At 64.0% G+C, this 21,694-nt stretch carries 25 protein-coding genes; 13 read left to right on the top strand and 12 right to left on the bottom strand.

What is annotated here, in order from left to right; all coding sequences use genetic code 11:
• Positions 1–40: 40 nt before the first annotated feature.
• Positions 41–1,417 (bottom strand): IS66 family transposase, encoded by a 1,377-nt coding sequence (gene tnpC, locus PX52LOC_RS30265; RefSeq protein WP_149110579.1) that lies wholly within the window; start codon positions 1,415–1,417, stop codon positions 41–43.
• A 397-nt stretch (positions 1,418–1,814) separates the two neighbouring features.
• Between tnpC (PX52LOC_RS30265) and PX52LOC_RS30260 the strand changes: the two genes are divergently transcribed.
• Positions 1,815–2,747, top strand: coding sequence for a DUF1559 domain-containing protein (locus tag PX52LOC_RS30260; RefSeq protein ID WP_168219298.1), 933 nt, complete (start codon positions 1,815–1,817; stop codon positions 2,745–2,747).
• Between the two features lie 568 nt (positions 2,748–3,315).
• Here PX52LOC_RS30260 and PX52LOC_RS30255 read toward each other — a convergent pair.
• From PX52LOC_RS30255 to PX52LOC_RS30235, 5 genes are all read right to left on the bottom strand, one after another.
• Positions 3,316–3,702, bottom strand: a complete 387-nt coding sequence (locus PX52LOC_RS30255) for a hypothetical protein (protein WP_149113583.1) — start codon at positions 3,700–3,702, stop codon at positions 3,316–3,318.
• A gap of 34 nt (positions 3,703–3,736) precedes the next feature.
• The gene (locus PX52LOC_RS30250) at positions 3,737–4,264 is read right to left on the bottom strand and encodes a hypothetical protein (protein ID WP_149113582.1); all 528 of its coding nucleotides are present in this window, start codon (positions 4,262–4,264) and stop codon (positions 3,737–3,739) included.
• A gap of 83 nt (positions 4,265–4,347) precedes the next feature.
• Positions 4,348–6,870 carry a tape measure protein gene (locus PX52LOC_RS30245; protein WP_149113581.1) on the bottom strand — a complete coding sequence of 841 codons (2,523 nt, stop codon included), beginning with the start codon at positions 6,868–6,870 and terminating at the stop codon, positions 4,348–4,350.
• 134 nt (positions 6,871–7,004) lie between these two features.
• The gene (locus PX52LOC_RS30240; protein WP_149113580.1) at positions 7,005–7,805 is read right to left on the bottom strand and encodes a sigma-70 family RNA polymerase sigma factor; all 801 of its coding nucleotides are present in this window, start codon (positions 7,803–7,805) and stop codon (positions 7,005–7,007) included.
• Between the two features lie 76 nt (positions 7,806–7,881).
• On the bottom strand, positions 7,882–8,229 hold the full coding sequence (locus tag PX52LOC_RS30235; protein WP_149113579.1) for a hypothetical protein: 348 nt from the start codon (positions 8,227–8,229) through the stop codon (positions 7,882–7,884).
• 148 nt (positions 8,230–8,377) lie between these two features.
• Between PX52LOC_RS30235 and PX52LOC_RS30230 the strand changes: the two genes are divergently transcribed.
• On the top strand, positions 8,378–8,686 hold the full coding sequence (locus PX52LOC_RS30230; RefSeq protein WP_149113578.1) for a helix-turn-helix transcriptional regulator: 309 nt from the start codon (positions 8,378–8,380) through the stop codon (positions 8,684–8,686).
• 255 nt (positions 8,687–8,941) lie between these two features.
• Here PX52LOC_RS30230 and PX52LOC_RS30225 read toward each other — a convergent pair whose 3' ends face one another.
• Positions 8,942–9,157 carry a hypothetical protein gene (locus PX52LOC_RS30225; RefSeq protein ID WP_149113577.1) on the bottom strand — a complete coding sequence of 72 codons (216 nt, stop codon included), beginning with the start codon at positions 9,155–9,157 and terminating at the stop codon, positions 8,942–8,944.
• A gap of 249 nt (positions 9,158–9,406) precedes the next feature.
• On the opposite strand from PX52LOC_RS30225, the gene PX52LOC_RS30220 reads away from it, so the two are divergent.
• The 5 genes from PX52LOC_RS30220 to PX52LOC_RS30200 all read left to right on the top strand — a co-directional run bounded on the left by PX52LOC_RS30220 (position 9,407) and on the right by PX52LOC_RS30200 (position 12,617).
• Positions 9,407–9,742 carry a hypothetical protein gene (locus PX52LOC_RS30220; RefSeq protein WP_149113576.1) on the top strand — a complete coding sequence of 112 codons (336 nt, stop codon included), beginning with the start codon at positions 9,407–9,409 and terminating at the stop codon, positions 9,740–9,742.
• Positions 9,743–9,856: 114 nt separating this feature from the next.
• Entirely contained in the window at positions 9,857–10,057 is a 201-nt protein-coding gene (locus tag PX52LOC_RS30215) for a hypothetical protein (RefSeq protein ID WP_149113575.1), read from the top strand.
• Between the two features lie 102 nt (positions 10,058–10,159).
• A protein-coding gene (locus PX52LOC_RS30210) for an IS3 family transposase (protein ID WP_390637529.1) occupies positions 10,160–11,291 on the top strand; the annotation gives its coding sequence in 2 pieces (ribosomal slippage) (positions 10,160–10,441 and positions 10,443–11,291; 1,131 coding nt in all).
• 121 nt (positions 11,292–11,412) lie between these two features.
• Positions 11,413–11,679, top strand: coding sequence for a hypothetical protein (locus tag PX52LOC_RS30205; protein WP_149113574.1), 267 nt, complete (start codon positions 11,413–11,415; stop codon positions 11,677–11,679).
• Positions 11,680–11,873: 194 nt separating this feature from the next.
• Positions 11,874–12,617: an alpha/beta fold hydrolase gene (locus PX52LOC_RS30200; RefSeq protein WP_168219297.1), complete on the top strand. Its 744-nt coding sequence runs from the start codon at positions 11,874–11,876 to the stop codon at positions 12,615–12,617.
• Positions 12,618–12,743: 126 nt separating this feature from the next.
• Here PX52LOC_RS30200 and PX52LOC_RS30195 read toward each other — a convergent pair whose 3' ends face one another.
• Entirely contained in the window at positions 12,744–13,142 is a 399-nt protein-coding gene (locus tag PX52LOC_RS30195; protein ID WP_149113572.1) for an ArsR/SmtB family transcription factor, read from the bottom strand.
• Between the two features lie 212 nt (positions 13,143–13,354).
• A complete protein-coding gene (locus PX52LOC_RS30190) occupies positions 13,355–13,744 on the bottom strand; it encodes a hypothetical protein (protein ID WP_149113571.1) in 390 nt (129 codons plus the stop codon).
• Between the two features lie 169 nt (positions 13,745–13,913).
• On the opposite strand from PX52LOC_RS30190, the gene PX52LOC_RS30185 reads away from it, so the two are divergent.
• Positions 13,914–14,261 carry a hypothetical protein gene (locus PX52LOC_RS30185; protein ID WP_149113570.1) on the top strand — a complete coding sequence of 116 codons (348 nt, stop codon included), beginning with the start codon at positions 13,914–13,916 and terminating at the stop codon, positions 14,259–14,261.
• A gap of 317 nt (positions 14,262–14,578) precedes the next feature.
• Here the strand turns inward: PX52LOC_RS30185 and PX52LOC_RS30180 are convergent, their stop codons facing one another.
• The 3 genes from PX52LOC_RS30180 to PX52LOC_RS30170 form a co-directional block, all read right to left on the bottom strand.
• Entirely contained in the window at positions 14,579–15,187 is a 609-nt protein-coding gene (locus PX52LOC_RS30180) for a DUF6891 domain-containing protein (protein ID WP_149110580.1), read from the bottom strand.
• A 128-nt stretch (positions 15,188–15,315) separates the two neighbouring features.
• Positions 15,316–16,692 (bottom strand): IS66 family transposase, encoded by a 1,377-nt coding sequence (gene tnpC / locus PX52LOC_RS30175; RefSeq protein ID WP_149110579.1) that lies wholly within the window; start codon positions 16,690–16,692, stop codon positions 15,316–15,318.
• Between the two features lie 407 nt (positions 16,693–17,099).
• The gene (locus PX52LOC_RS30170; protein ID WP_149113569.1) at positions 17,100–17,699 is read right to left on the bottom strand and encodes a hypothetical protein; all 600 of its coding nucleotides are present in this window, start codon (positions 17,697–17,699) and stop codon (positions 17,100–17,102) included.
• Positions 17,700–18,095: 396 nt separating this feature from the next.
• Here PX52LOC_RS30170 and PX52LOC_RS30165 point away from each other — a divergent pair, with 396 nt between their 5' ends.
• The 5 genes from PX52LOC_RS30165 (at position 18,096) to PX52LOC_RS30145 (ending at position 21,672) form a co-directional block, all read left to right on the top strand.
• Positions 18,096–18,317, top strand: coding sequence for a helix-turn-helix transcriptional regulator (locus tag PX52LOC_RS30165; protein WP_168219296.1), 222 nt, complete (start codon positions 18,096–18,098; stop codon positions 18,315–18,317).
• A gap of 385 nt (positions 18,318–18,702) precedes the next feature.
• The gene (locus tag PX52LOC_RS30160) at positions 18,703–19,191 is read left to right on the top strand and encodes a hypothetical protein (RefSeq protein ID WP_149113567.1); all 489 of its coding nucleotides are present in this window, start codon (positions 18,703–18,705) and stop codon (positions 19,189–19,191) included.
• A 2-nt stretch (positions 19,192–19,193) separates the two neighbouring features.
• Positions 19,194–20,225 (top strand): hypothetical protein, encoded by a 1,032-nt coding sequence (locus PX52LOC_RS30155; RefSeq protein WP_149113566.1) that lies wholly within the window; start codon positions 19,194–19,196, stop codon positions 20,223–20,225.
• Entirely contained in the window at positions 20,225–21,118 is an 894-nt protein-coding gene (locus PX52LOC_RS30150; protein ID WP_149113565.1) for a DnaB-like helicase C-terminal domain-containing protein, read from the top strand. The genes PX52LOC_RS30155 and PX52LOC_RS30150 overlap by 1 nt, the downstream gene beginning before the upstream one ends.
• On the top strand, positions 21,115–21,672 hold the full coding sequence (locus tag PX52LOC_RS30145) for a helix-turn-helix domain-containing protein (protein ID WP_149113564.1): 558 nt from the start codon (positions 21,115–21,117) through the stop codon (positions 21,670–21,672). The genes PX52LOC_RS30150 and PX52LOC_RS30145 overlap by 4 nt, the downstream gene beginning before the upstream one ends.
• Positions 21,673–21,694: the final 22 nt, after the last annotated feature.

Genomic DNA, 21,694 nt, shown 5'->3' with positions numbered 1-21,694 from the left:
CAATCGCATCTGGCCTTCCTCCGTTTCCGGTGCTCGTTCATCACCCGAACAGCGGCGGGCGTGTCAGGAGCCGGTTGCCGAACCAGCGTAACGTCTGGCTGATGTGGTCCACGACCGAGAGCGTCTGGCGGCGGCACGTCTCGAACACGGACATCAGTACGCCCTGCGCCTGCGCACCTGCCGCCGTCCGGTTCCCACCCCAGACCTTACGATTCACTACCGCCGGGCGGATCGCCTGCTCGGCCTTCCAGTTCGTCGGCTCGATCCGCGGGTCGAACACGAACGCGAACCACTGCTCGAAGTGGTTCCGCAGGTGCCGCGCCAGAGTAGCGTACTCCGGCACCGCCCGCGGTCGGCGCACCAGATCCAGCAGGCGGTCGTCGAACGACACCCGATGCGCGTCGAGTTGGTTGTCGGTCCACGTCCCCGGCACGTACCCGTTCCGCCAGTGGATCGCCTCGGTGAACAGCGCGATCACCTGCCGCGGGAAGCGAACGGCCCCGCGGGTGGCGGTCGCCAGCAGGTCGCGGGCGCGGCGGAGCACGTGGGCCACACATTGCTGATGGATCGCCCCCTCGAACCGCTCGTAGGAGGCGAACCCGTCGTGGCTCAAGACACCCGACCAGTCCGCTCCGATCACCCGCTCCAGGGCGTCGGCACTGCGCTTCGAGTCGATGCCGTACGCGGTGGCACGGTCACCGACCCAGGCGTGGAGCCAGGCCGGGTGCCCTCCGACCCGCCACCCCGTCTCGTCCGCCGCGATCTGCTCGGACGACCGCACGTCGTCGAGGATCAGCGTGTAGTCCGGTTCGAGCCGGGCCGCGGCCCGCAGGTCGATCCGGGCGCTGGCCCCGCGGGTCAGGGTGATGCCGAACAGGGTCCGGAAGGCCGACGCGACCTTCCCGTGCGACAGGCCCATCTGGGTGTGCAGGACCGCGGCCGCGGCCTGGGCGTCGGGGCCGACCTGGCTGGCGGCCGCACCCAGGGCGTCGGATGTCTGGAGCGGGTGCCGGCCCTGGGTGCGCTTGCCGCACCCCTCGCAGTGTCCGACGTGGACGCGGAACTTGCGGATCAGCGGCGTGCGGGGGATCTCGGTCTGATACTGGTCGGCGGTGCCGGTCTCGACGAGGCGGCCCCGACAGTGGGGGCAGGCGTCGGGCAGGTGCGCCTCGTGGCACTCGGCGACCTGCTCGGGCGGGGGCGGCGGACGGTGGCCGTGAGTGCCGTGGGCGTCGCCCGACTTGCGGCCGGGCGGCTTTGGGTCGGGCTTCGGCGGCCCCTTGCGGAACGGGGCGGCCTGTCGCTTGCCGGCGCGGACGGCCTCCTCCAGCTTCCGGGTCAACTCGGCGACCTGGGCTTCGAGTTCGGCGACACGCTTGAGGAGATCCCGACAGCGGGGACACGCAGGCTCGTCCATGCCGCGATACTACCAGATCAGCCCGCGTTCGACTGCCCTGGGGCCGGATGGGGCGCTAAACAAGTACGAAGAAGTGACATTGCAAAAAATGTAATTATTTAAATACAATCAATCTTGCAAATTTATAAAAGTCTGGGTTCAATTAATAAGGTTTGTTGCAAATCTTTATGGCATCAGATGTTCCACCGTGCAAAAAATTGGAATGAAGCAGCTGCTTTCGTCTTAAATTGTTGACCGCTGAAATTTCCGACGTTATTCTAGGCGATTAGCCGTTGCCCTGATCGGGGAACGTGGCCTGTTTTTTATCCATCTCGATCTGTGAAAGGGATTAGCTTTGAGACACTCAAAACCTCTCAATTGCGCGGGCGGGCGAACCGGGTTCACGCTCATCGAGTTGTTGGTCGTTATCGCAATCATTGCCATCTTGATCGGCCTTCTTCTCCCGGCCGTGCAGAAGGTCCGCGAGGCGGCGGCGCGGGCTAAGTGTACGAACAATCTCAAACAGATTGGTATCGCACTTCATGCCTATCACGCCACCAACAGCAGACTTCCCGCCGGCACAACGACGACGTCGTTCATGGGGCCGAACACCTTCCTGCTCCCCTACCTCGAACAAGACAACATCTTTGCTCTCATCGTCCCGGCACCGGCGATAACGACAGTGGGGACCACCACCACGGCAAACGCTTGGACAAAGAACAAGCCGACGGTCTTCCTGTGCCCCTCGGACACCGAGCAGGGCGACAGCGCTGCGATGGGGTATTCGAACTACCACTATAACGGCGGCAGTTGGGGAAAGCTGAACGGCTGGGACGGCGTATTCGGCATGGGGCAAGTGAGTAACAATTCTCCGGCGGCCACTGTGGCTAAAGGGTTCACGTTCCTGGGTATCGCCGACGGGACGTCGAACACAGCGGCCGCGGCCGAGTCGTGTAACTTTCCCCAGTCGGGGCCGAACAACAAACTCGGTGACTGCTTCGAGGCTGGCGCGGTTACGGATACAACATTGGCGGCGGCCCGAACGACCCTGTTGGCAAAGAATTGGACCACGGCTACGCTCGCCGGCTCGACTTGGCGGGGCAAGGGGTACGCCTGGGACGAAGGCTCGATGTGGCGGGGTCTTTACAACCACCTCCTGCCGCCGAACAGCCCGTGCTGGCGGCCGGGGGATTACGGGATAATGGTTTCGCCCGCGTCCAGCCGGCACAGTGGCGGGGCGAATGTTCTCATGGCCGACGGGGCTGTACGCTTCGTCACGGAAACGATTGACCCGGACACTTGGACGGCTGCTGGCACCCGGCAAGGTGCCGAGGCCCTAACGCTACCGTAACGCCGGGTCAAAGGTCCAAAATTTGAAGTCCGGCGATTTGTCATTGAATCCGTCCCTCCCTTCACAAGGTAGAAACCATGTTATTCACAAGACGGTTGCTCATACTCTTGACATTGGCCTTGGCAACGGGCTGCGGGAAGGCAAAAGAAAAGCCGATGGCGGACGCGGAAACTTCGAAGCGTGAACAAGAGCAACTCAACAAGATGATGAAGGACACCGGCGAACAACGGTCGGGCACGCCTGCGAAATAGATCGCATCTTTAAGCTTAAGACTCTATTCGCCCGGTCCCCCTCCCCCGGAAAAAGTCCGGGGGAGCTAACTTTTGACTCATCGTCCACTGGCCTTCGCTTTGATCTGTTTCATCGTCCACAACCGTTTGGATACGTCGGGACATTTCCATTCGCGAGAGCAATCGTCCCGATCTGTACGGTGACAGACTGACTGGACGTACGACTCACAACATTGGGTGAAAGCGATGCGCAGCCCCCGCCGCCCGCTCAACGAAAAACCGCCGCGGTCCCATCCCTGGCACCTCGGCGGCCCGTCCACGTCCCTGTGAACATCTCGTCACGCCCTCGGCGTCAGCCTCGCGACCCAGCCGAGTTCGCGTAGCTTCTGCACGAGCGGCTCGACGTTCGGTTTACTCACGTGGGCCGGTTCGGTTCGCGTCGCGGCGACCATCTTCGGGGCGTGAAGGAAATCGACACTCACGGCCATCGCCTGACGGATGTGGGCGGCGAGCGGGTGGGCGGCAACCTCGTCGGCGGCGAAGTGGGCGGCGAGGTAAACGTCCTCCGTCTTCCCCCGCTTCACGGCGCGAAGCCACAGGTCGGCGTGGTCGCCACGGATCGGGTTCCCTCGCGTCATCAATTCGAGGAACGCCACGATCAATTCCACGTCGGCCCACGTCTGGGGGCGGAGGTCGCCGAACGGCTTGTCGATGGTCGGGGTCATCGGGGTACGGTCTCAATGGGTGAGAGGAAGGGGCTTACGCGAGGGTGGCGTCGGCCTTGTGCGGCGTCACGTCAAATCCGAGATCCGCCAACTTGCTGATGATCGCCTTCACCCTCGCGTCGGCGGGGTTTCGCAACTCGTGAACGTAGTCGGAGACGATGTCGTAGATGCGGCTCACCTCGGCCCCGTGCAGGTGACCGGCGAGTTCCCGTTTGGCGCTCGCGACCGCGGCCAGTGCCCCGTCCTCGTCGCCCTTCCGCACGGCCAGGAACCAGTCCCGGACGTGCTTGCCGGCTTGCCGCTCGTCGAGGACGCTGCCGGCCCGGTCGCACGCGACGAGCAGTTCGGCAAAGGCGGCGACGGCCTCCACGTCCTTCGCGGACGTGACCTTGAGTCTGGGGAATGGGCGGTGGTTGGGATCGGTCGGCCTCTTGCTCGCGGCGTCCAAGGCGTCGGACAGTTTCTTCACGTCCTGCGTGTTCCGCTCCTCCGCCCGTCGGGCCGCGTCCGTCGCCTCGGCCAGTCGGTCTTGTGGGTGCGGTGTCGCGTAGTCGGTCGGCATGTGTCACGGTCTCCGGTGGTGGTCGCGTTGTCGTCGCGATGATCGTAGGCGTGGTGGTGGTGCGGATCGGTGCTGCCGTCGCGTCACAGCGGGAAGGCCACGCCATCGTTCACAGGGAACAGGGGCGTCGGCGGGCCGGCCTTGAGTGCGTCGGAGAGTGCCCTGATCTCCTTCGTGTTATCTTCTTCCGCGCGGCGGGCCGCTTCGATCGCCTCGGCCAGTCGGTCCTGGGCCGACTTCTCGTTGTTGCGACTCTCGTACACCGCCCGCGTCAGGGCTTGCTCGGCCTCCTGCGATCCCGCCCGAACGAGCGGGGCGGGTTGGAGTTCCGGCGACTTAAACTTGCCGATCAATTCTTGGCCGAGTTCCCCCCGGATGCGAGCGAGGTCTTTTCCTTCGAACCCCAACGCCCGCCCGAACGGCCCGTCGAGCACGTTCGCCGCCTGGATGTTCCGCTGGAAGTCGGTGAACGGCTGGTCGGCGGGCTTCCCGAGCCTCGCCGTGAAGTCTTCGATCCGCTTGCCGAAATCGGGCAGGATTTTGTCGGAGATCGACTCGAATGCGTCCTTGAATGGTCCGATCCTGGATTTCACGGCCCCGTTCAACTCGTCGAGAGCCTTCGGCAACTTCAAAATGTCCGCCGCGAATACTGGCGGCAATCGCGCGGGGATGTTTCCGTCCGCGAACGCTTGTCGGTTCAGCCCGTTCACTCGTTTCGCCTCCAGTGCGGCGCGATTAATGTCCGGCCCCTGGAACGCCCCGCCGACGGCCCCGAGCACGGCCTGAAAGCCCCGGTTCACCTGGGGGCCGACGATCTCGTCGAGGAAGTCGAACGGCCCTCTCGCCGCGTTCCGGAACCGGTCGCCGGGGTTGGCTTGCCGGAGGATGTTGGCCCGCGCCTCGGCGGCGGCGGCGAACTGTGCGATCGGTCGCGAGGCAGGCGGTTGACCCTGACCCGCGGCCAAGGGACCGCCTAGAAGGAAGTCGTTCCGGCCGGGGACTTGGCGCAAGAGGAGTTCCAGTGCGGCCTGTTTCGGAAGTAGCGGGTCGATCAGGTCGATGAACTTGGCCATCGCCGATGCCACGTCGAGGAACAACACGGCCACGTCCCGCCCGGCGTCCAAAATCTGGGGGATCGTGTCGCGGGTGAACGCCTTCAAGCCACGGTCCAAGGCGTCGAAGTCCAGTTGCTTCGGCACCACGTCCCCGAACACGCCGCCGATCCCTCGCGCGACGCGGGTGACGAACGGGCCGACGGTGGCGTCGAGATTTTTGAACAACCCGTCGGCCCCGGACAGGTCGATGCCCCGGACCTTCTTGGCGATGTCGTCGATGAAGGTGGTGATGGACGTGTTCTTGATGAAACTCAAACCGATCTTTTGAAACGACAACTCCACCGACTCGCCGAGGTTTTCGAACCGGCCCGACAGTGTCTTCGCCCGTGCCTCGGTCAACCCGAAGAACCGCCCGCCGGCCTGGGTCATCCGCTCGAAACTCCGCTCCACGACGCGGGCGGACACCTGCCCGGCTTCGACGAGGCCGAGGAACCCGGCGGCCGAGACGTTCTTGCCGTTTAGCTCGTTGTAGGCCGACGCGAGGTCACGAATGCCGACACCGGCCTCGGTCAATTGCCGCACCTCGCCGCCTTGAAGTCGGCCCTTGCTCACGACCTGCCCGAAGGCCAGCGACAGGCGGCGGAAGTCCACGCCCGTGCCCGCGGCCACGTCCCCGAGTTGTCGGAGTCGCTTCGCCAGGTCGTCGGCCGAGACGCCGTAGGACAGGAGCAACTTCGACTGGTCGAGCAGTTCCCGCGTCCGGAACGGGCTGTCGAGGGCGTACTTCTCGGCGTCCGCGATGACCTTGTCCCCGCGGAATTGGCTCCCCGTCAGGGCGGCGAAGTTCACCCCGGCGTCCTCGCGGAAGGAACCCTGTTTGATGGCCTCCGTCGCGGCGCTCGTCAACACGGACAGGCTCGTGCCGATCACCCTCCCGCCCACGTCGCCGATCGTCTCGATCACCTTGCCGAACCCGACGGCGGCCACGCCCGCGACGGCACCCGCCAACGGCCCCGCGAGTAGACCGATCCCGCCCGCGGCGAACGTCCCGCCCGTCGTCGCCAGACCGCCCGCGAACCGCCCGGCCGTGGCGACCGAGTTCCCCACGCCGGGGCCGAGGGAGGACGGGTTGAACGTCGTGAACGCCGACGCGGACCGGAAACTCTGCCGGTCGTCGGCCAGCGTGCGGGCGAGGTTCGATTGCCGGCGGAGCGTCTCGACTTGCCGGACGCGGCGGTCACTCTCGGCCCGGAGCACGTCGGCGATCGACCGTCGTTCCTGCTGCACGAACCGTTCGACGGACGGCGGCGCGAACACGCGGGGCGGGACGGACGGGCGGACGATGTCCCGGACCGACCGGGCGGTGACGGAAGGCGACGATGACGATGACGCTGGGGCAGATCGCGTGGCGACACTCGCGGCGGACCGGTTCGCCCGCTCCACGGCGGATTCGAGGCGGTCCAGGTCGCGGACGGCGGCATCAACCCCGGACTTCACGCCGGTCGCGTCCACGATGATTTTCAGAATGGTGTCGGTCAGTGAATTGGGCATCGGGGCCGACTCGCGAGCGTGTGTGATGGGGACGAGTCCCCATCGTCTCCGATTCCGTCGCCGTGAACGGTGCTGGTGAAACGAGAAACCCCCGGCACGACCGGGGGCGATGCGAGAGAGGAAGGGGCGAACCGTCAGTTCTCTTCCGCCGAATCGCCGTTCGACCCGCACCACTCGGCGATGTCCGGCCCGAGTTCACCGTTGAGTCCCGCCTCCAGGATCTGCGATCGGATGCGTCCGATGACCTTCCTCACCGTCGAGGTCGGGAGTCCAAGCGACTCGGCCACGTCACAGAACCGCCGGGGCGTGCCGTCTCCGTCGCACCACTCGGCGAGGATAGTCCGGTCCCGGTCCGACGCGGCGAGGGCGAGGAGTCGATCGACGACGAACGCCGCCCGCTCGCTGTCCTCGATGCCCTGGGACGCCGGGGGCCGGGGATCGACCAACGTCTTCCGCAGGATGTTCGGATCGAACACGCCGGGGGTGGTGGTCGCGGCGGTGTCGCACGCCGGACGCCCGTGTGCCCGCCGGTGGCTTTTCAGGAGGTCTTGGAGTTTACCCCACACACACGACCCCATAAACGTCGTGAACTTGTAACCGAGACTGGCGTCGAACCGCTCGGCCGCTTCCAAGGCACCGAGATAAGCCTGTTGAAAGACCTCGTCCTCGCCGACGATGCGCATGAGGGCGGCGAAGTGGCGGTTGATAATCACCCAGATCACCCCCACGTTCTCCTCGACCATCGCGACGGGGTCGGGCGTGACAGGCCGGGGCGTCAGGCGGCGTCTCGTCCGGAGGCCGGTCGGGCGGCGGGGCGAGAACATCTGCCGCACGTCGCCCGGCGAGAGGACGGGGCGGGCCGGGTCGGTCAGGGCTTGCAGGACGGCGTGCAGGTCGGTCGCGAACTCGCGGGCCGGGTCACAATTTCGGGTCATGGGGGGGGTCTCCGTCGGGGTTTCGTCCTCTCGGACTCGTCAGTCGCGGCACACACCGCGAGACCCCGGCGGGCCGTCAAGCGTGGCACACGTCGAGGACGCCGTCGGCGATCATCTCCACCGCCGCGTCGAGGTGCTTGCACTTTTTCGCGAAGTGGAACCCGGTACAGGAACAGCGGACCGGACGACCCGCCTTCAGGTTCACGCCGTACACTTCCGAACCGTCGGCCTTCGCGAAGAGAACCTGATGATCCTCCACCGCGACGGAGTAGCTGACGGTGTCCCGTTTGCTCTGCACGATGGTCAGCGTCCCGAGCGACGGCGACGCGAGGTCGGAGGACGGCAGGAACGCCCACCGGCGACCGGACTTGTGGGTCTTGCTGGCGGGGAGGGAACCGACGGTGAGAGCGAGAGCGTTGCACATCGGAAGCTCCTTGAAGACGTACCTTCGACCAGGGCGGAACGAGGGGTTCGTTTGCCAGAATCGGAGGTTTGCGTAAGTGGCTGCGTCAGGTACAATGACAATATACGGTCTTAGACCATATATTGTCAATAAAAATTAGGGAGAGTTTGTGGCGACTTCTTTCGGCGATGAACTCAAACGACTTCGAAACGAGCGTGGGATTAGTCAGCAGGACATGGCCGATCAGGTTGCCAAGCTCGGCGTGACTTTTAGTCGCTCTTTTTTGGGGATGCTAGAGCAGGGAAATGCGGAACGGCTAGGTGCTGACGTGCTGTTCAGGATTTGTGAGGTTCTCGGGGTGAAATGCACGCATTTTCAAGTGTTCCTTGCTCCGCCCGTTTCAGCCCAGTCGGAGGAAAGTGCTACGGTAACACCGACACCGAAACGGAAACCCGGCCGTCCGAAGAAAAGCGTTTGAACCTCTGACCCCGCCCGCCGTGACGCCGAAGCGGGGGCGACCGCGGAAGGAGAAGTAGCCGGGGATGGAAGACCTCAACAACGTGTTACTGTTCTCGACTCTGCTACTTTTCGTCGCGGTCTATCTCCTGATCCGCTTCCTGCAGGCCGCGACCCGGCAGAAGTGACGATGCCGGCCGGTGGGGCGAAGAGGAAGTCGAGGAAGTGATCGTCACCGCCGCCCGCCCCCGAACGTCGAACCACAGGCGTTCGTTGATCACTCTTCGCTTATGCCGGCTTGATCCAACTTCTGGCTGTTCTTTGGCTTCGGCGGCAGTCCGGCCACGTCCTTTGGATCGGCCGGCGTGCCTTGGTTGTTTGCCCCTTCCTTGGGTTCGCCCGTACTCGCGCCAGACATCTGACACGCAGAAGCGTCGGCCCGGCTTTCCTCGTCGCGCTTGCGGGTGTCTTGAGCAGGTTTCATGGTTGCCATTTGAACGACTCCGATTCGAAGGGAGGGCAGAGCAGTCTGACATCTCGCAACGGGCATACCCGGAGTCCGATGCGATGTGACAACGAGCAGAGTCGGTGTGGCGACTCGTCCACCGCCTCAATTCCTGTCGGGAGAGTCGGCCAAACGGTCGGGAGTCACAGGCTAGGTGCGCAGCTTGCATCTCATTGGGCGGGGCCGAGGACGCCCCCGGGCGGTTGGTGCTGCCTGCCTCTCTACAGGAGACATCGAATGCGACAGTTCGTGCTACTCGCCGTGGTGGCGTTCGGGGTTGGTGTGACAGCCGGGGACGCTTCGGCGTTCGGCAAGCGGAAGAGGGCGCAGGCGGCTACCTACGCCCCGGCCTCATGCGGGTGTGAAAGTGGGTATGGGTACAACTCGCCGGGCTACTACGGCACCAACTCTCCCGGCACAAGTTATTACGGGCCGAGTTACCCCGGCATGAGTTACCCGAACACAAGTTATCCGGGGATGAGCTATCCCGGCATGGTTTACCCGAACAATGGCTACGCCCGACCGGGCATGGCACGACCGGTGTACGGGCCGCCGCCGTTCTTTGCCCCCTGATCGATCAATCGACCGCCCCAGTAAATCGGGGCGGTCGATTGATCGGAATCCTCTCGGGTCGGTATCAATAGTGCGACCTTTCGCCTGCCCAAGCGATCAACTGGAGACAGTAACATGGCGAGTCCCGTACCCAACGACGAGCAGAAGGGCGGCCGCAACAACGACCCGAAGCCATCCAACGGCCCCGACGTTGCCACCGCCGCTTCGGATCAGACGAACGAAGCAGGCAACCCCCAAGCCGAACCGACCCATGAGCCGAACGGGCAACGGACGCAAAAGGAGCCACCCGGCACCAAGCCGGTAGCGAAACGCTAACTTCTGCGTCACACCAATCCGGAGATTACGATGAGCAATCTATAGTGGACCCCGAAACTGAGACCGCCAGGTAAGCTACTCTGGCGGCCCTCGGAGGTGGTCCTGATGACGGCGAAGCGGAAGACCCACACGGCGGCGTTCAAAGCCCAGGTCGCTCTGGCCGCGGTGAAGGGCGACAAGACGGTCAACGAGTTGGCCGCCCACTTCGGCGTCCACCCGACCCTCATCCACGGGTGGAAGAAGCAACTCCTGGCCGGGGCCGAGGCCGTGTTCGCCGCCGGAGCGAAGGCGGTCGCCCCCGGCGACGACCAGACACCCGCGCTGTACGAGCAGATCGGCCGGCTCAAGGTCGAGCTCGACTGGGTGAAAAAAAAAGCTGCGACGTTCGGTTGACGACCTGCGGCCGCTGATCGACCCCGGGCACGCCGACCTGAGCGTCCGTCGGCAGTGCCAACTGGTCGGGCTCGGCCGGGCCACGTACTACCGGGGGCCGGCCGAGGAGTCGGCCGACAACCTGGCCCTCATGCGGCGGATCGACGAGCAGTACACGGCCTGCCCGTTCTACGGCAGCCGGCGGATCGCCCGGTGGCTGGCCCGCAACGGCCACCCGGCGAACCGCAAGCGGGTCCAGCGGTTGCTCCGGGTCATGGGCCTGGAAGCCATCCACCCGAAGCCGAAGCTGTCGGCCGGGCGGGGCCACCCGGTGTACCCGTACCTCCTCCGCGGCGTGCCGATCGACCGCGTCGGGCAGGTGTGGAGTGCCGACATTACATACCTGCCGCTGCCCGGCGGGTTCATGTACTTGGCCGCCACCATCGACTGGTACAGCCGGTACGTGGTGGCCTGGCGGTTGTCGAACACGCTCGACGGGGCGTTCTGCCGGGACATGCTGGACGAGGCGTTGGCGGCCGGCACCCCGGAGGTGTTCAACACCGATCAAGGGGTGCAGTTCACGGCCGGGGCGTGGGTCGAGCGGGTGGAGGCGGCCGGGGCGCGGGTGAGCATGGACGGCCGGGGGCGGTGCCTGGACAACGTGTTCGTCGAGCGGCTGTGGCGGACGGTGAAGTACGAGGACGTGTTCCTGCGGGGATACGAGACGGTGACCGAGTTGGAGCGGGGGTTGAAGGCGTACTTCACCTTCTACAACGAGGCCCGCTTGCACCAGTCACTGGGGTACAAGACCCCGGCCGAGGTGTACCGGGCCGGACGGTCAAAAGAGCCGGCGAAGGAGTAGCTTAAATTCGTCGGTTTTTGGTCTCGCAAATGGGGTCCACTATAATCCCCAAGGTAACAAGCCGACCACTTCAGCGCCTTCGCCCCACGGCGGGGGCATTGTCGCCACCGTGAAGAACGCCGTGACGGACGCCGCCGGACAGGTCGGTGACGCCGCCGGGAACGTCGGCCAGAAGATCGCCGGGGCCGCCTCGGACGCCTACGACGCCACCAAGGACGCCGGACACGCCGTCGAGGGGTGGGCCGAGGACGCCTACCACGCCACCGCCAAGACGGTCGGGAGTTTCGAGCAGGAGGTGAGTTCGCTGATCCGCAACCACCCCGCACCGGCACTCCTCATCGGGTTCGGCGCGGGTCTACTGATCGGCACACTCGCAAAGAAGGTGTGAGAGGGATGTGGGTCTGATGTAATTGAGACCCCCGCCGAGAATACCGGCGGGGGTCGTGTGTTCGTACCGTGACGCCACCAGCACTCTACCCCGGCGGCGGGCAGGGACGGATGAAAGTCGTTTCACCGGTGGTTCCCCTTGCACCGACCCACCATGCCAGTCCAACGCCCCTTAGTCCTAACCCGTTATTCTCCATGGCGACGGATACGTTCCCCGGTCACTGGCCGATCACCGAACTCCACGCCTTGGGGCATCGCGGGCGGGTAGCCGTAGTCGGGGCGGGGAGGCCGGTGGTGCTACTGCCGAGCCTGTTCGCCCTGCCAAGGACTTATCGGCCGCTTGTCGAACGACTGGCGGAAGACCGTCGCGTGTTCGTGGTGGAAGTCCCCGGCAGCGGGAACGGGGAACGCCTCGATGTGCCCTTGTCATTGGACGGGTACGGCCGGTGGGTGGCGGATGTCCTCCGTCAACTCGGGTTGTCTGGCGTCACCCTCATCGGCCATTCGCACGCCGGGGCGGTCGCCGCCCATGTCGCCCACGTCTGCCCGGAGCGAATCGGACGGCTCATCCTCGTCGACGCGATCGGGGCAATCGAACGGCCCCATGTTTTCCGAATGATCGTCGGCGGTGTGATCGACCTGGGTCGGGAGTGGAAGCTGGTTCGCCGGGCGTGGGTCGACGTAGCTGGAAACGCGGTCCGGCACCCGCGAACGGTTCTGCACCACCTCGCCGTTTGTTTCGCGGCAAATGTACTCGGGATTGCGGCCCAATTGCGGGTGCCTACGACGGTCGCTTGGGGCGGTCGGGACGGTACGCTTCCGCCCGACCTCGCCGAGCGATTCGCGGCGGCGATCCCCGAGGCGGCCCTCGTCATTTGCGCCGCCGGCAGTCACGCATGGCCCATTTCTCACGCCGAAGAGTTTGCACGAATCGTTTAACCTGCTTCACTCCGACGTAGAAGTCGAAGCGCCTACCCATCGGCGTTGCCGAACACGCCGATGGGTAGGCGCGGGAGGCGGCGCGGGCGGGGACGTGATCGTGAGGCACCTCACCGCCTGTGGTTGTCACCCCTCGATCGTCAGGCGACACGAGTCTAAGTGCAAGGTGCCGAGGTGTGGCCCGCCCGTCGCCGGTTCGAACACGCCGTCGGCGAACCGGTACTCGACGTGCCGACCCTTCTTCGTATCGGTCAACACACCAGCTCGCGTCAGCAACCGCAGGTGGTGCGACGCATTCACCATCTCCACTTTGACCCCGTCGGCGATCTGGCCCACCGACCGCGGGCCGCTCGTTAACAGACGAATGATTCGAAGGCGGGTCGGTTCGGCCACGGCACCGAGTTGTTCGCTCAACCGCCGGTCGTCGGTGGGGGTGGGCTTGTTGTCGGCCATGAAGTCATCCTTTCGGGTTAGGGTCGGCGAGGTCGTCGTCGGAGAAGCGGACACGCGGTCGGCGGCGGTCATCTGGCCGCGCCCGGGAACCCGACAGTCCTCGTGTCATCATTAGCTAGTACGCTGTACAGGCCGTCAGAGGTGGATCTTACTCGCCATCGTCTGGCCCGACGGAATTCGACTCGTGATACCCAGTCGGTGCGTGCAGGCCGGATCTTGAATTCGAACCTCAGGATGTCACCATGTCCCCCGCCCTAGCCGCCTCTATGGGTGGGTGGATTAGTTCAACGCTGAACCCTTCGGACGGCCACAACCGTAGCGATGCCGACGAAGGCGAGGGACACGCCCACGCCGCCGCCCCACGCGACCAACGAGATCAGGCCCGTCCCATGCGTCCACGGGGCCGATAACTCGGTGGAGATGGCGTACACGCGGGCCAAGGCCACGACGACCGCCGCGATAGGCACACTTATCAGCAAGGCGACCGACCGCCGACCGACCCCCGTGGCGAGGAGGAACAAGGCCGTCGGGAGAGCGGACAATGCCAGCGCGAGAGGGGCGAAGTCCGGTTCCGGCAGTCCGGGCATGTGGTACGCTTGCAAGCGGTAGGCGCACCAACCGGTGATCGCGCCGGACGTGATGACGGTGAGGACGGACAGAATCAACCCGGGCATTCTGTCACGTTTCGGGTTCGATCGCTCGATGGTCATTTCGGTGCCTCATGGTAGAGTGCATGATGGCACGTCGGCCCCACACTGATGACGTGTCGTAAATTCCACGTTTCTCTCGCAGTTAACTAAATGGGAATTAATTCCCTGCGGGCGAGAGGATCAATGCCTTTCCATGCGGTCGGACGCGAAATGCTTTTCTCGTTGGGAGGATGTCTTTACCATAGGCGACAACCGTGACCACGTAATCGCCGAGCGGCGAATCGACCGCTGCTCCACTCATGCCACACCATTCGACTATCTCGCGACCTTCAGTGATGCGGCAAAGGTCAAATTCCTGCCTTCGTTCTGGCTGAAGACTGAGCGACGACGGCTGATGGATCGGAGTGCCAGTGCGATGCAAAACCAGTTGGAGGTGGGGTATCGGGGGATGGGAGGACTCGATGACACAGACGCAATCGTCGATGGTATTTTTCGAGTCGTTTTTCAGAATGATTCGGTAATGAAGGCAACGGTTGCCTGAGTCTTCGTCGTTCCTCACTTCGTCCAAAATGACCAATCTGGAAGTTGCTCGAAACCGAAATGCAGCAACAATCATGGACGCGAACACCCATATCAAGACAACGGAAATGAACACGACCAGTCCTAATGGGCATCCCGTGGACGTGTACGTCCAATCGCCATGCTTGACCGAAGCGGTTAGGGTGGAATTGAAGTAAAAATTGGCCACGGAAATCAACATGCCGATCCCTATGGTGCTGATGGCAACGGGAGCAAACTTGCTGACTTTTTCGGTACTTGTTTAGCGGGTCAACTCGTTGGGTCTCGTTCGCCGATCGGTTACTCGGATAGCCGTCTCTGCCATTTGATGCCCTTTACTAGCAGGCGTGTCTTGATGGCCTCGTCCCAAACCACGGTGAAGCCGGCCGTCTCCAAGGCTCGCTTGATCCGTCGGCCTATTTCGATGCCTTTCTCGTCGTCGCCGCGGATATCGCCATAGGTAAGATGAAGATCACCGTTCTCCATGACCCGCTCCAGATCCTGACCGTGGTAGAAGCAGTAGCCGCCGATGCCCGACTGCTCACCACCAGCCTCGTGGTAGAACTGAGTCACATCGTCTAGGCCGTTGTCCTGGGTATAGCCCGCGTTCTGCAACGCCAGAATGCCTTGCTGCTCCAACAACTCAAAGACTTGATCCAAGCGGTCACAGTCAGTGATGGCTGGCCAGGCCAGCTCGTCCGCACGCTTCTTGCGGAACTCCTCTTCGATGCGAGCTCGGAGCCAGCCGTGATCAAGCTCACCCGGGCTGAGCACAGCCTCGTCGATCATCTCGACGATCCCGTCGGCATCGTAAAAACCCGACCACACGAATTGGCGGACGGATTCAACCGCGACTGCTTCCTTATCCATTCCGGCTCCGCTTCGCTCCTGGTTCTTCTTGGCCGCCACGCACGTACCAACGGCTCTCCCGTTGGTCACCTGTTGGCGACTAATGGACACGACTTCCTTCTCTCCCGCTCACGCATTCTTTCTCCGGCAATCGCATCTGGCCTTCCTCCGTTTCCGGTGCTCGTTCATCACCCGAACAGCGGCGGGCGTGTCAGGAGCCGGTTGCCGAACCAGCGTAACGTCTGGCTGATGTGGTCCACGACCGAGAGCGTCTGGCGGCGGCACGTCTCGAACACGGACATCAGTACGCCCTGCGCCTGCGCACCTGCCGCCGTCCGGTTCCCACCCCAGACCTTACGATTCACTACCGCCGGGCGGATCGCCTGCTCGGCCTTCCAGTTCGTCGGCTCGATCCGCGGGTCGAACACGAACGCGAACCACTGCTCGAAGTGGTTCCGCAGGTGCCGCGCCAGAGTAGCGTACTCCGGCACCGCCCGCGGTCGGCGCACCAGATCCAGCAGGCGGTCGTCGAACGACACCCGATGCGCGTCGAGTTGGTTGTCGGTCCACGTCCCCGGCACGTACCCGTTCCGCCAGTGGATCGCCTCGGTGAACAGCGCGATCACCTGCCGCGGGAAGCGAACGGCCCCGCGGGTGGCGGTCGCCAGCAGGTCGCGGGCGCGGCGGAGCACGTGGGCCACACATTGCTGATGGATCGCCCCCTCGAACCGCTCGTAGGAGGCGAACCCGTCGTGGCTCAAGACACCCGACCAGTCCGCTCCGATCACCCGCTCCAGGGCGTCGGCACTGCGCTTCGAGTCGATGCCGTACGCGGTGGCACGGTCACCGACCCAGGCGTGGAGCCAGGCCGGGTGCCCTCCGACCCGCCACCCCGTCTCGTCCGCCGCGATCTGCTCGGACGACCGCACGTCGTCGAGGATCAGCGTGTAGTCCGGTTCGAGCCGGGCCGCGGCCCGCAGGTCGATCCGGGCGCTGGCCCCGCGGGTCAGGGTGATGCCGAACAGGGTCCGGAAGGCCGACGCGACCTTCCCGTGCGACAGGCCCATCTGGGTGTGCAGGACCGCGGCCGCGGCCTGGGCGTCGGGGCCGACCTGGCTGGCGGCCGCACCCAGGGCGTCGGATGTCTGGAGCGGGTGCCGGCCCTGGGTGCGCTTGCCGCACCCCTCGCAGTGTCCGACGTGGACGCGGAACTTGCGGATCAGCGGCGTGCGGGGGATCTCGGTCTGATACTGGTCGGCGGTGCCGGTCTCGACGAGGCGGCCCCGACAGTGGGGGCAGGCGTCGGGCAGGTGCGCCTCGTGGCACTCGGCGACCTGCTCGGGCGGGGGCGGCGGACGGTGGCCGTGAGTGCCGTGGGCGTCGCCCGACTTGCGGCCGGGCGGCTTTGGGTCGGGCTTCGGCGGCCCCTTGCGGAACGGGGCGGCCTGTCGCTTGCCGGCGCGGACGGCCTCCTCCAGCTTCCGGGTCAACTCGGCGACCTGGGCTTCGAGTTCGGCGACACGCTTGAGGAGATCCCGACAGCGGGGACACGCAGGCTCGTCCATGCCGCGATACTACCAGATCAGCCCGCGTTCGACTGCCCTGGGGCCGGATGGGGCGCTAAACAAGTACCTTTTTCGATCTTTTCATATCCGAAGAAACTGTACTTAAGGACGGCGACCAAATATCGCCTGGCTTCTGTAAAAAAGCGTTTCACCATACATCCTCATTGGCCAGTGATCCGTTAGGCTGCGCGATCGAGGATGCGAAACGCGCAGCCTAACGGATTCGGCAGGTAGCTACTCCCGCCGTCTGGCTTGTTGAAATCTTACCACTTCGGTCGGGCCCGACGCAAAGCAGAATCACTCTGACACAAAACGACGAGGACAATCACAGGAGGAATCGAGGAACCCCGATCTGGGAAAGGTATGTGTTCAAGTCCGACCGCCCTCGCGACGTTGACCGGTGACTTTCACTTACCCATCGTGAACGCCTTGAGTTCGGACGCGCCTTCGTAACTCGCCCCGGTATCCTTCACGATCCCGTAGCCGTCCGCGTACCACGTCGTCCCCGCACGTCCGCCCCCGGCCTTGTCGGCGTAATATTTCACCGGCGTGGCCGTGTACGTCTGGCCATTCACCTTCACTTGTTCCGCCGGTCGGACCTCGAAGGCGTAGGTAATCGTGGGCGGCGTGCCGGTGTCGAACACCCGCTGCCACTTGTCCTTCACCTTGAGCGTCAGTGGCAGGAACGTCACGGGCGCTCGGAACGGTTCGTTCAGCTTGTCGCCGGTGCCGTTGCGGATCAACTGCACGCCCTCGTCACTGCGGCGAAATACGCGGGTCAATACGCCCCCGTCCGTGCCGGTCATCTTCACCGTGAAGTCGATCGTCTTCCCGTCAGCAGAAACCTCCTCGCCCGTGACCTCCGTCGTGTGCGGGTTGTCGCCCGTGTACTCCCACCTGTGGCCGACCGCGAGGGGGAAGTAGTCGGCCCGTTTCGCACCCTTCGGGACTGGGGCGGATGCGGCGACCGGCGCGACGGCGAGCAGGACCATGAACGCAGGGCACATGCGACAGCCTCGGAGGGTGCGGGAGGCGGTATCACGGTAGCAGGCGGGCCGACCGTGTGCAAGCGGGCGGGAGGAGATGTGCGATCCGTACACGCTTCTGCCGCTTCATCAGGCCGGAACTAAATGTCAGGATTTCGGCGGCCAAGTCGAACAAGGGTATCGGTCAGCCATTCGCGTCTGCGGCCAGTTTTACCTCCAAAACCTGCCCCTCAGATTGTCAGCCTCCCGGCGATATAGTTCTTCAAGGCAGCATCGCGGCAAGGATTGGTTCAAAACCAACATATGCGGAAAGGGTTGGAAAGGCCTTCACACGAACTCGCAAAAATGCCTCCGCCTCGTCGGGATGAATCTATGATGATGAACCGCCCAACCAACTGCCCAACTCAGGAGACTGACATGACAGCTACCATCGACCCCGCACGCCTCGGCCTGCGCATCGTCCGCACGCCTGAACTGATGCAACTCACCGGATTCTCGCGGCCGACGCTGCGCAAACTTGAACTGGCCGGCCTACTCCCGGCGTGCTTCCGGGCGGGGGAACGAGGCGGGAAATACTGGCGTCGAGACCAGATCGAGGCTTGGCTTGCCGGTCGGCAGGCGACGGCGGTTATCTGTTAAAAGAGAGGCCCGCCGCGGACGGCAATCCGGGCGGGCCTGATTCGAAACGGCGAACTGGCAACGATCTTAACCACCGAGACGGCTGGCAACCGTCATCCCCACGAGGACAACTACATTATAGGCACTTTTTTTGGCGTGCGTCCGTGCAGTGATTTGCACGGGCGAAAATCCACCACTTTTACGCCCCTCATTTGCGCTCCGGTGGTCACTCGCAATCAATCTCCATGTGATACGTCTCGGTCGCAGGGTGATGATCCCGGCGGAAGAAGTGCAACGCTTGGCAACGAAAGATTGTTAAGCGTGACGGCTACCCGTTGCTGGGGGTGGCCGGTGTGAGATCGACTTGTTCTTTTTCTACGCAACCCATTAAAGGATTATTGCAGCTATGGCGACGGACTTCAACTTCAGCAGCGGCGATCTGTCGGATTTCGACAGTGCCCCCGGCGACTTCGATCTGAGCGCCTTCGACGCGGCCGACGGGAACACCTTCATTCCACCTGGCTCATATGTGGCCCGCGTGGAACGCGGCGAGTTGCTAACGACCAAGTCTGGGAAGCCAGCTTACCGCATTCGCTTCTCGGTGATCGACGGTCCGAATGCGGCGTTCATCCTCTGGCGATACTTCGTCCTCGACGCGGCCAACGCGGGCCGCTCCAAACAGTCGCTCAAGCCGCTCGGCCTGTCCACGTCCGTCGATCTCAAAGCCCCGTTCCCGCCAGCCGGTCGCCTCGTAAAAGTCAAACTCCTCGTCACTCTCCAGAAGGAGGACCCGACCCGGAACGACGTGGAGCGGGTCGAGTTCCTGTCGAACGAGCCGTCGGCCGATGGCGTGAACCCGTTCGGTTACGATCCCAGCCAAAAGACGGGGGCGTAAGCATGTGCGTCCCGCCCGAAGCAACTTCGCTTCGGGTCGGCCGCGCTCCCGAACCGCCCGCCGATCACGTCGGCGGGTTCGTCCGGGGTGCGCTTACGGCCGACCGCGAAGTGATCCACGCCGAACCGCTCTATTGCGCGTTTCACGAGTTAGATGACCGGGTCGAACGGTGGACCGACGGTGAAGCCTACGGCACCGTTTACCAGTTCCCGCCGGAAGTCTACTGGTCGCACGTCCGCCGGCACGGATCGCCGAAAGGGTATGCCGGACCGGCCGCGTGTTCGCGACTGCCGTTCGACATCGACCGTGCGGACGACCTCGCCGCGGCGGTGGCGGACGCCCGCACGCTGTACACATTCCTTGAGGGGAGGTACGGCGACGGCGTCGGCGTGTACTTCTCCGGGAGCAAAGGGTTTCACCTTTCGATCGTCTCCCCAGCCGGGTTCACTGCCAGCGAGCGGGTGCCCGACGTGGCGAAACTGCTGGCGACGACGATAGCCAGCAAGGCCGGCGTGCGAATCGACCCGGCCATTTATGATCGCCAGCGAGTGTTCCGACTGCCGAACTCGCGGCACCGGGCATCCGGGCTGTACAAGCGGTATTTCGACGTCGACGAACTCTTCGGACTCGACGCCGATGGGTTCCGTCGTGCCGCCCGCCATCCGGCCGGAACGTCACCGCCGACCCCCGCCTCGGTGTCGGTTCAACTGGCCGAGGATTGGCATCAGGCGGCGAGTTACGTTGCCACGGCGCGGCCGTTCGGTTCGTCGGGCCGGGTCGCCCCTTCCTTCTGCCCGGTGGTGCCGCAGTTCGTCCGCGACGCGATCGGGTTCGCCGACTGGCAGGAACCGGGGCGGGCCGTGACTCTGTTTCGGTGTGCGGCGGCCCTGTCCGAAGCCTTCGCGCTGCACGGGGCGGACGCCGTCATCCGCGGGCTACTGGAGGAACCGGCACTCAAGATGGGGCTGACGGCGGACGAGGTCGTGAAGCAACTCCGCGACGGGATCGCCCACGTCCGAAAGGCGGTGCGCTGATGCTGCCTTGTAACGGGGTAGACGTCGCCAACTCGTTACTGGCGAACTTGAACCACAAGCCCGAGCGGTGGACGGTCGGGCCGCCGTTTGAAAAACTGGACTTGCGGCCGGGGCGGATCGTCGGCGTCGCCTCTCAACCCGCCGCGGCGAAGACGACGGCTGCCGCGCAAATCGCAACACAGTTGCTGCAACACCAACCGGACCTCCGGTGCGTGTTCGCATGCGTGGATTTGAGGCGGGAAGAGTTGGTTCAAAAGATCGCGTCGCGTCTGGCCGGCGTGTCCGTCAGCGCGATCATGGACGGGGAGATGAACGACGGGGAGGCCCAGCGGGCGACACACGCCTTGACGAACAATCAGGACGTGTGGTCCCGCATCGACTTCCTGTCTGAGCCGTTCACCACCGAACATCTTTTCGCGAGGATGCAGGCCGTGAAGGCGGCCTTCGCCGTGGTCGATTACGTGCAAGAGTTCGACACTTCGAACGATCCAAAGAAGCAGGTCGCGGACGAGCGGATGCGGATCAAGAAGGTGTTGGCCGAGTTGAAGCGGGCGACGCACAAAGGGGCCGGGTTCTTGGTCATCTCGTCCATCACCCAGCAGCGGAGCGCGAAAGGGAACGCGAACTACGATCAGGCGGAACTCAGTCTGGCCTCGTTCGGCGGCTCCAGTTCGATCGAGTACAAGACGGACGACGGGTATGTGCTCCTCCGCGGCGAGAACGGCACGGCGAAACTCCACTGTGTGAAAAAGCGGCACTTCGTTCACGGCCAAGCCGACAACCACATCCGGCTACGTTTCAAGGGTGACACGCAAACCTTTGAAGCATACGAGGGAGATGGCTTCGACTTCGATTTCGCGTCAGGTGTCGAGAAGAAAGGAGGTCGGAAGTGATCAGCACCTTGTGTCCTAAACCGGGATCGGCGTGGGCGAAGCACTGCCCCACGGCCTACCCGTGGGAATGGATGAAGGAAGGGGAGGCTCTGCCCGATGGCTTTCTCCGCATGGCGACGGACAGAGAGGCCGATTTGATCGTGGGGCGAATTACGGAAGGTGAGTTCATCGGGGAACCCCTTCCCACCTCTCTCTCACCCGCGCAACCGAAGCAAGGTGCGGCGAGGCGAAAGGACCGAAAGCTGCTTCACCCTGTGGTCCGCAAGAACCTCGGCTACCGGCAGTTCATCAAGTCGGCGACGCCGTGTCACCCGCTCGCGGTCGCCATCTGGTGTTGGCTGTGGACGTGCGAGAGGAAGGGGCTGTGCCGGACCAGTACGCGGCGTTTGGCGAAGCGTTTTAAGGTCAGCACGAACACCGTCACCGCGCGACTCAAGGAACTCCGAACGGCGGGGTATCTCCGGCGGAAGCGGCGGGGTGAGATGGGCAAATCGGCCTCCGTGTACCGCATCTTCCCGACCCCGCGACTCGATACCAAGCGTCTCAACCATTGAGACGGTAGCGTCTCAACCATTG

This window comes from Limnoglobus roseus (assembly GCF_008254045.1).
Lineage (GTDB): Bacteria > Planctomycetota > Planctomycetia > Gemmatales > Gemmataceae > Limnoglobus > Limnoglobus roseus.
This window is presented reverse-complemented; position numbering and strand designations above follow the sequence as displayed.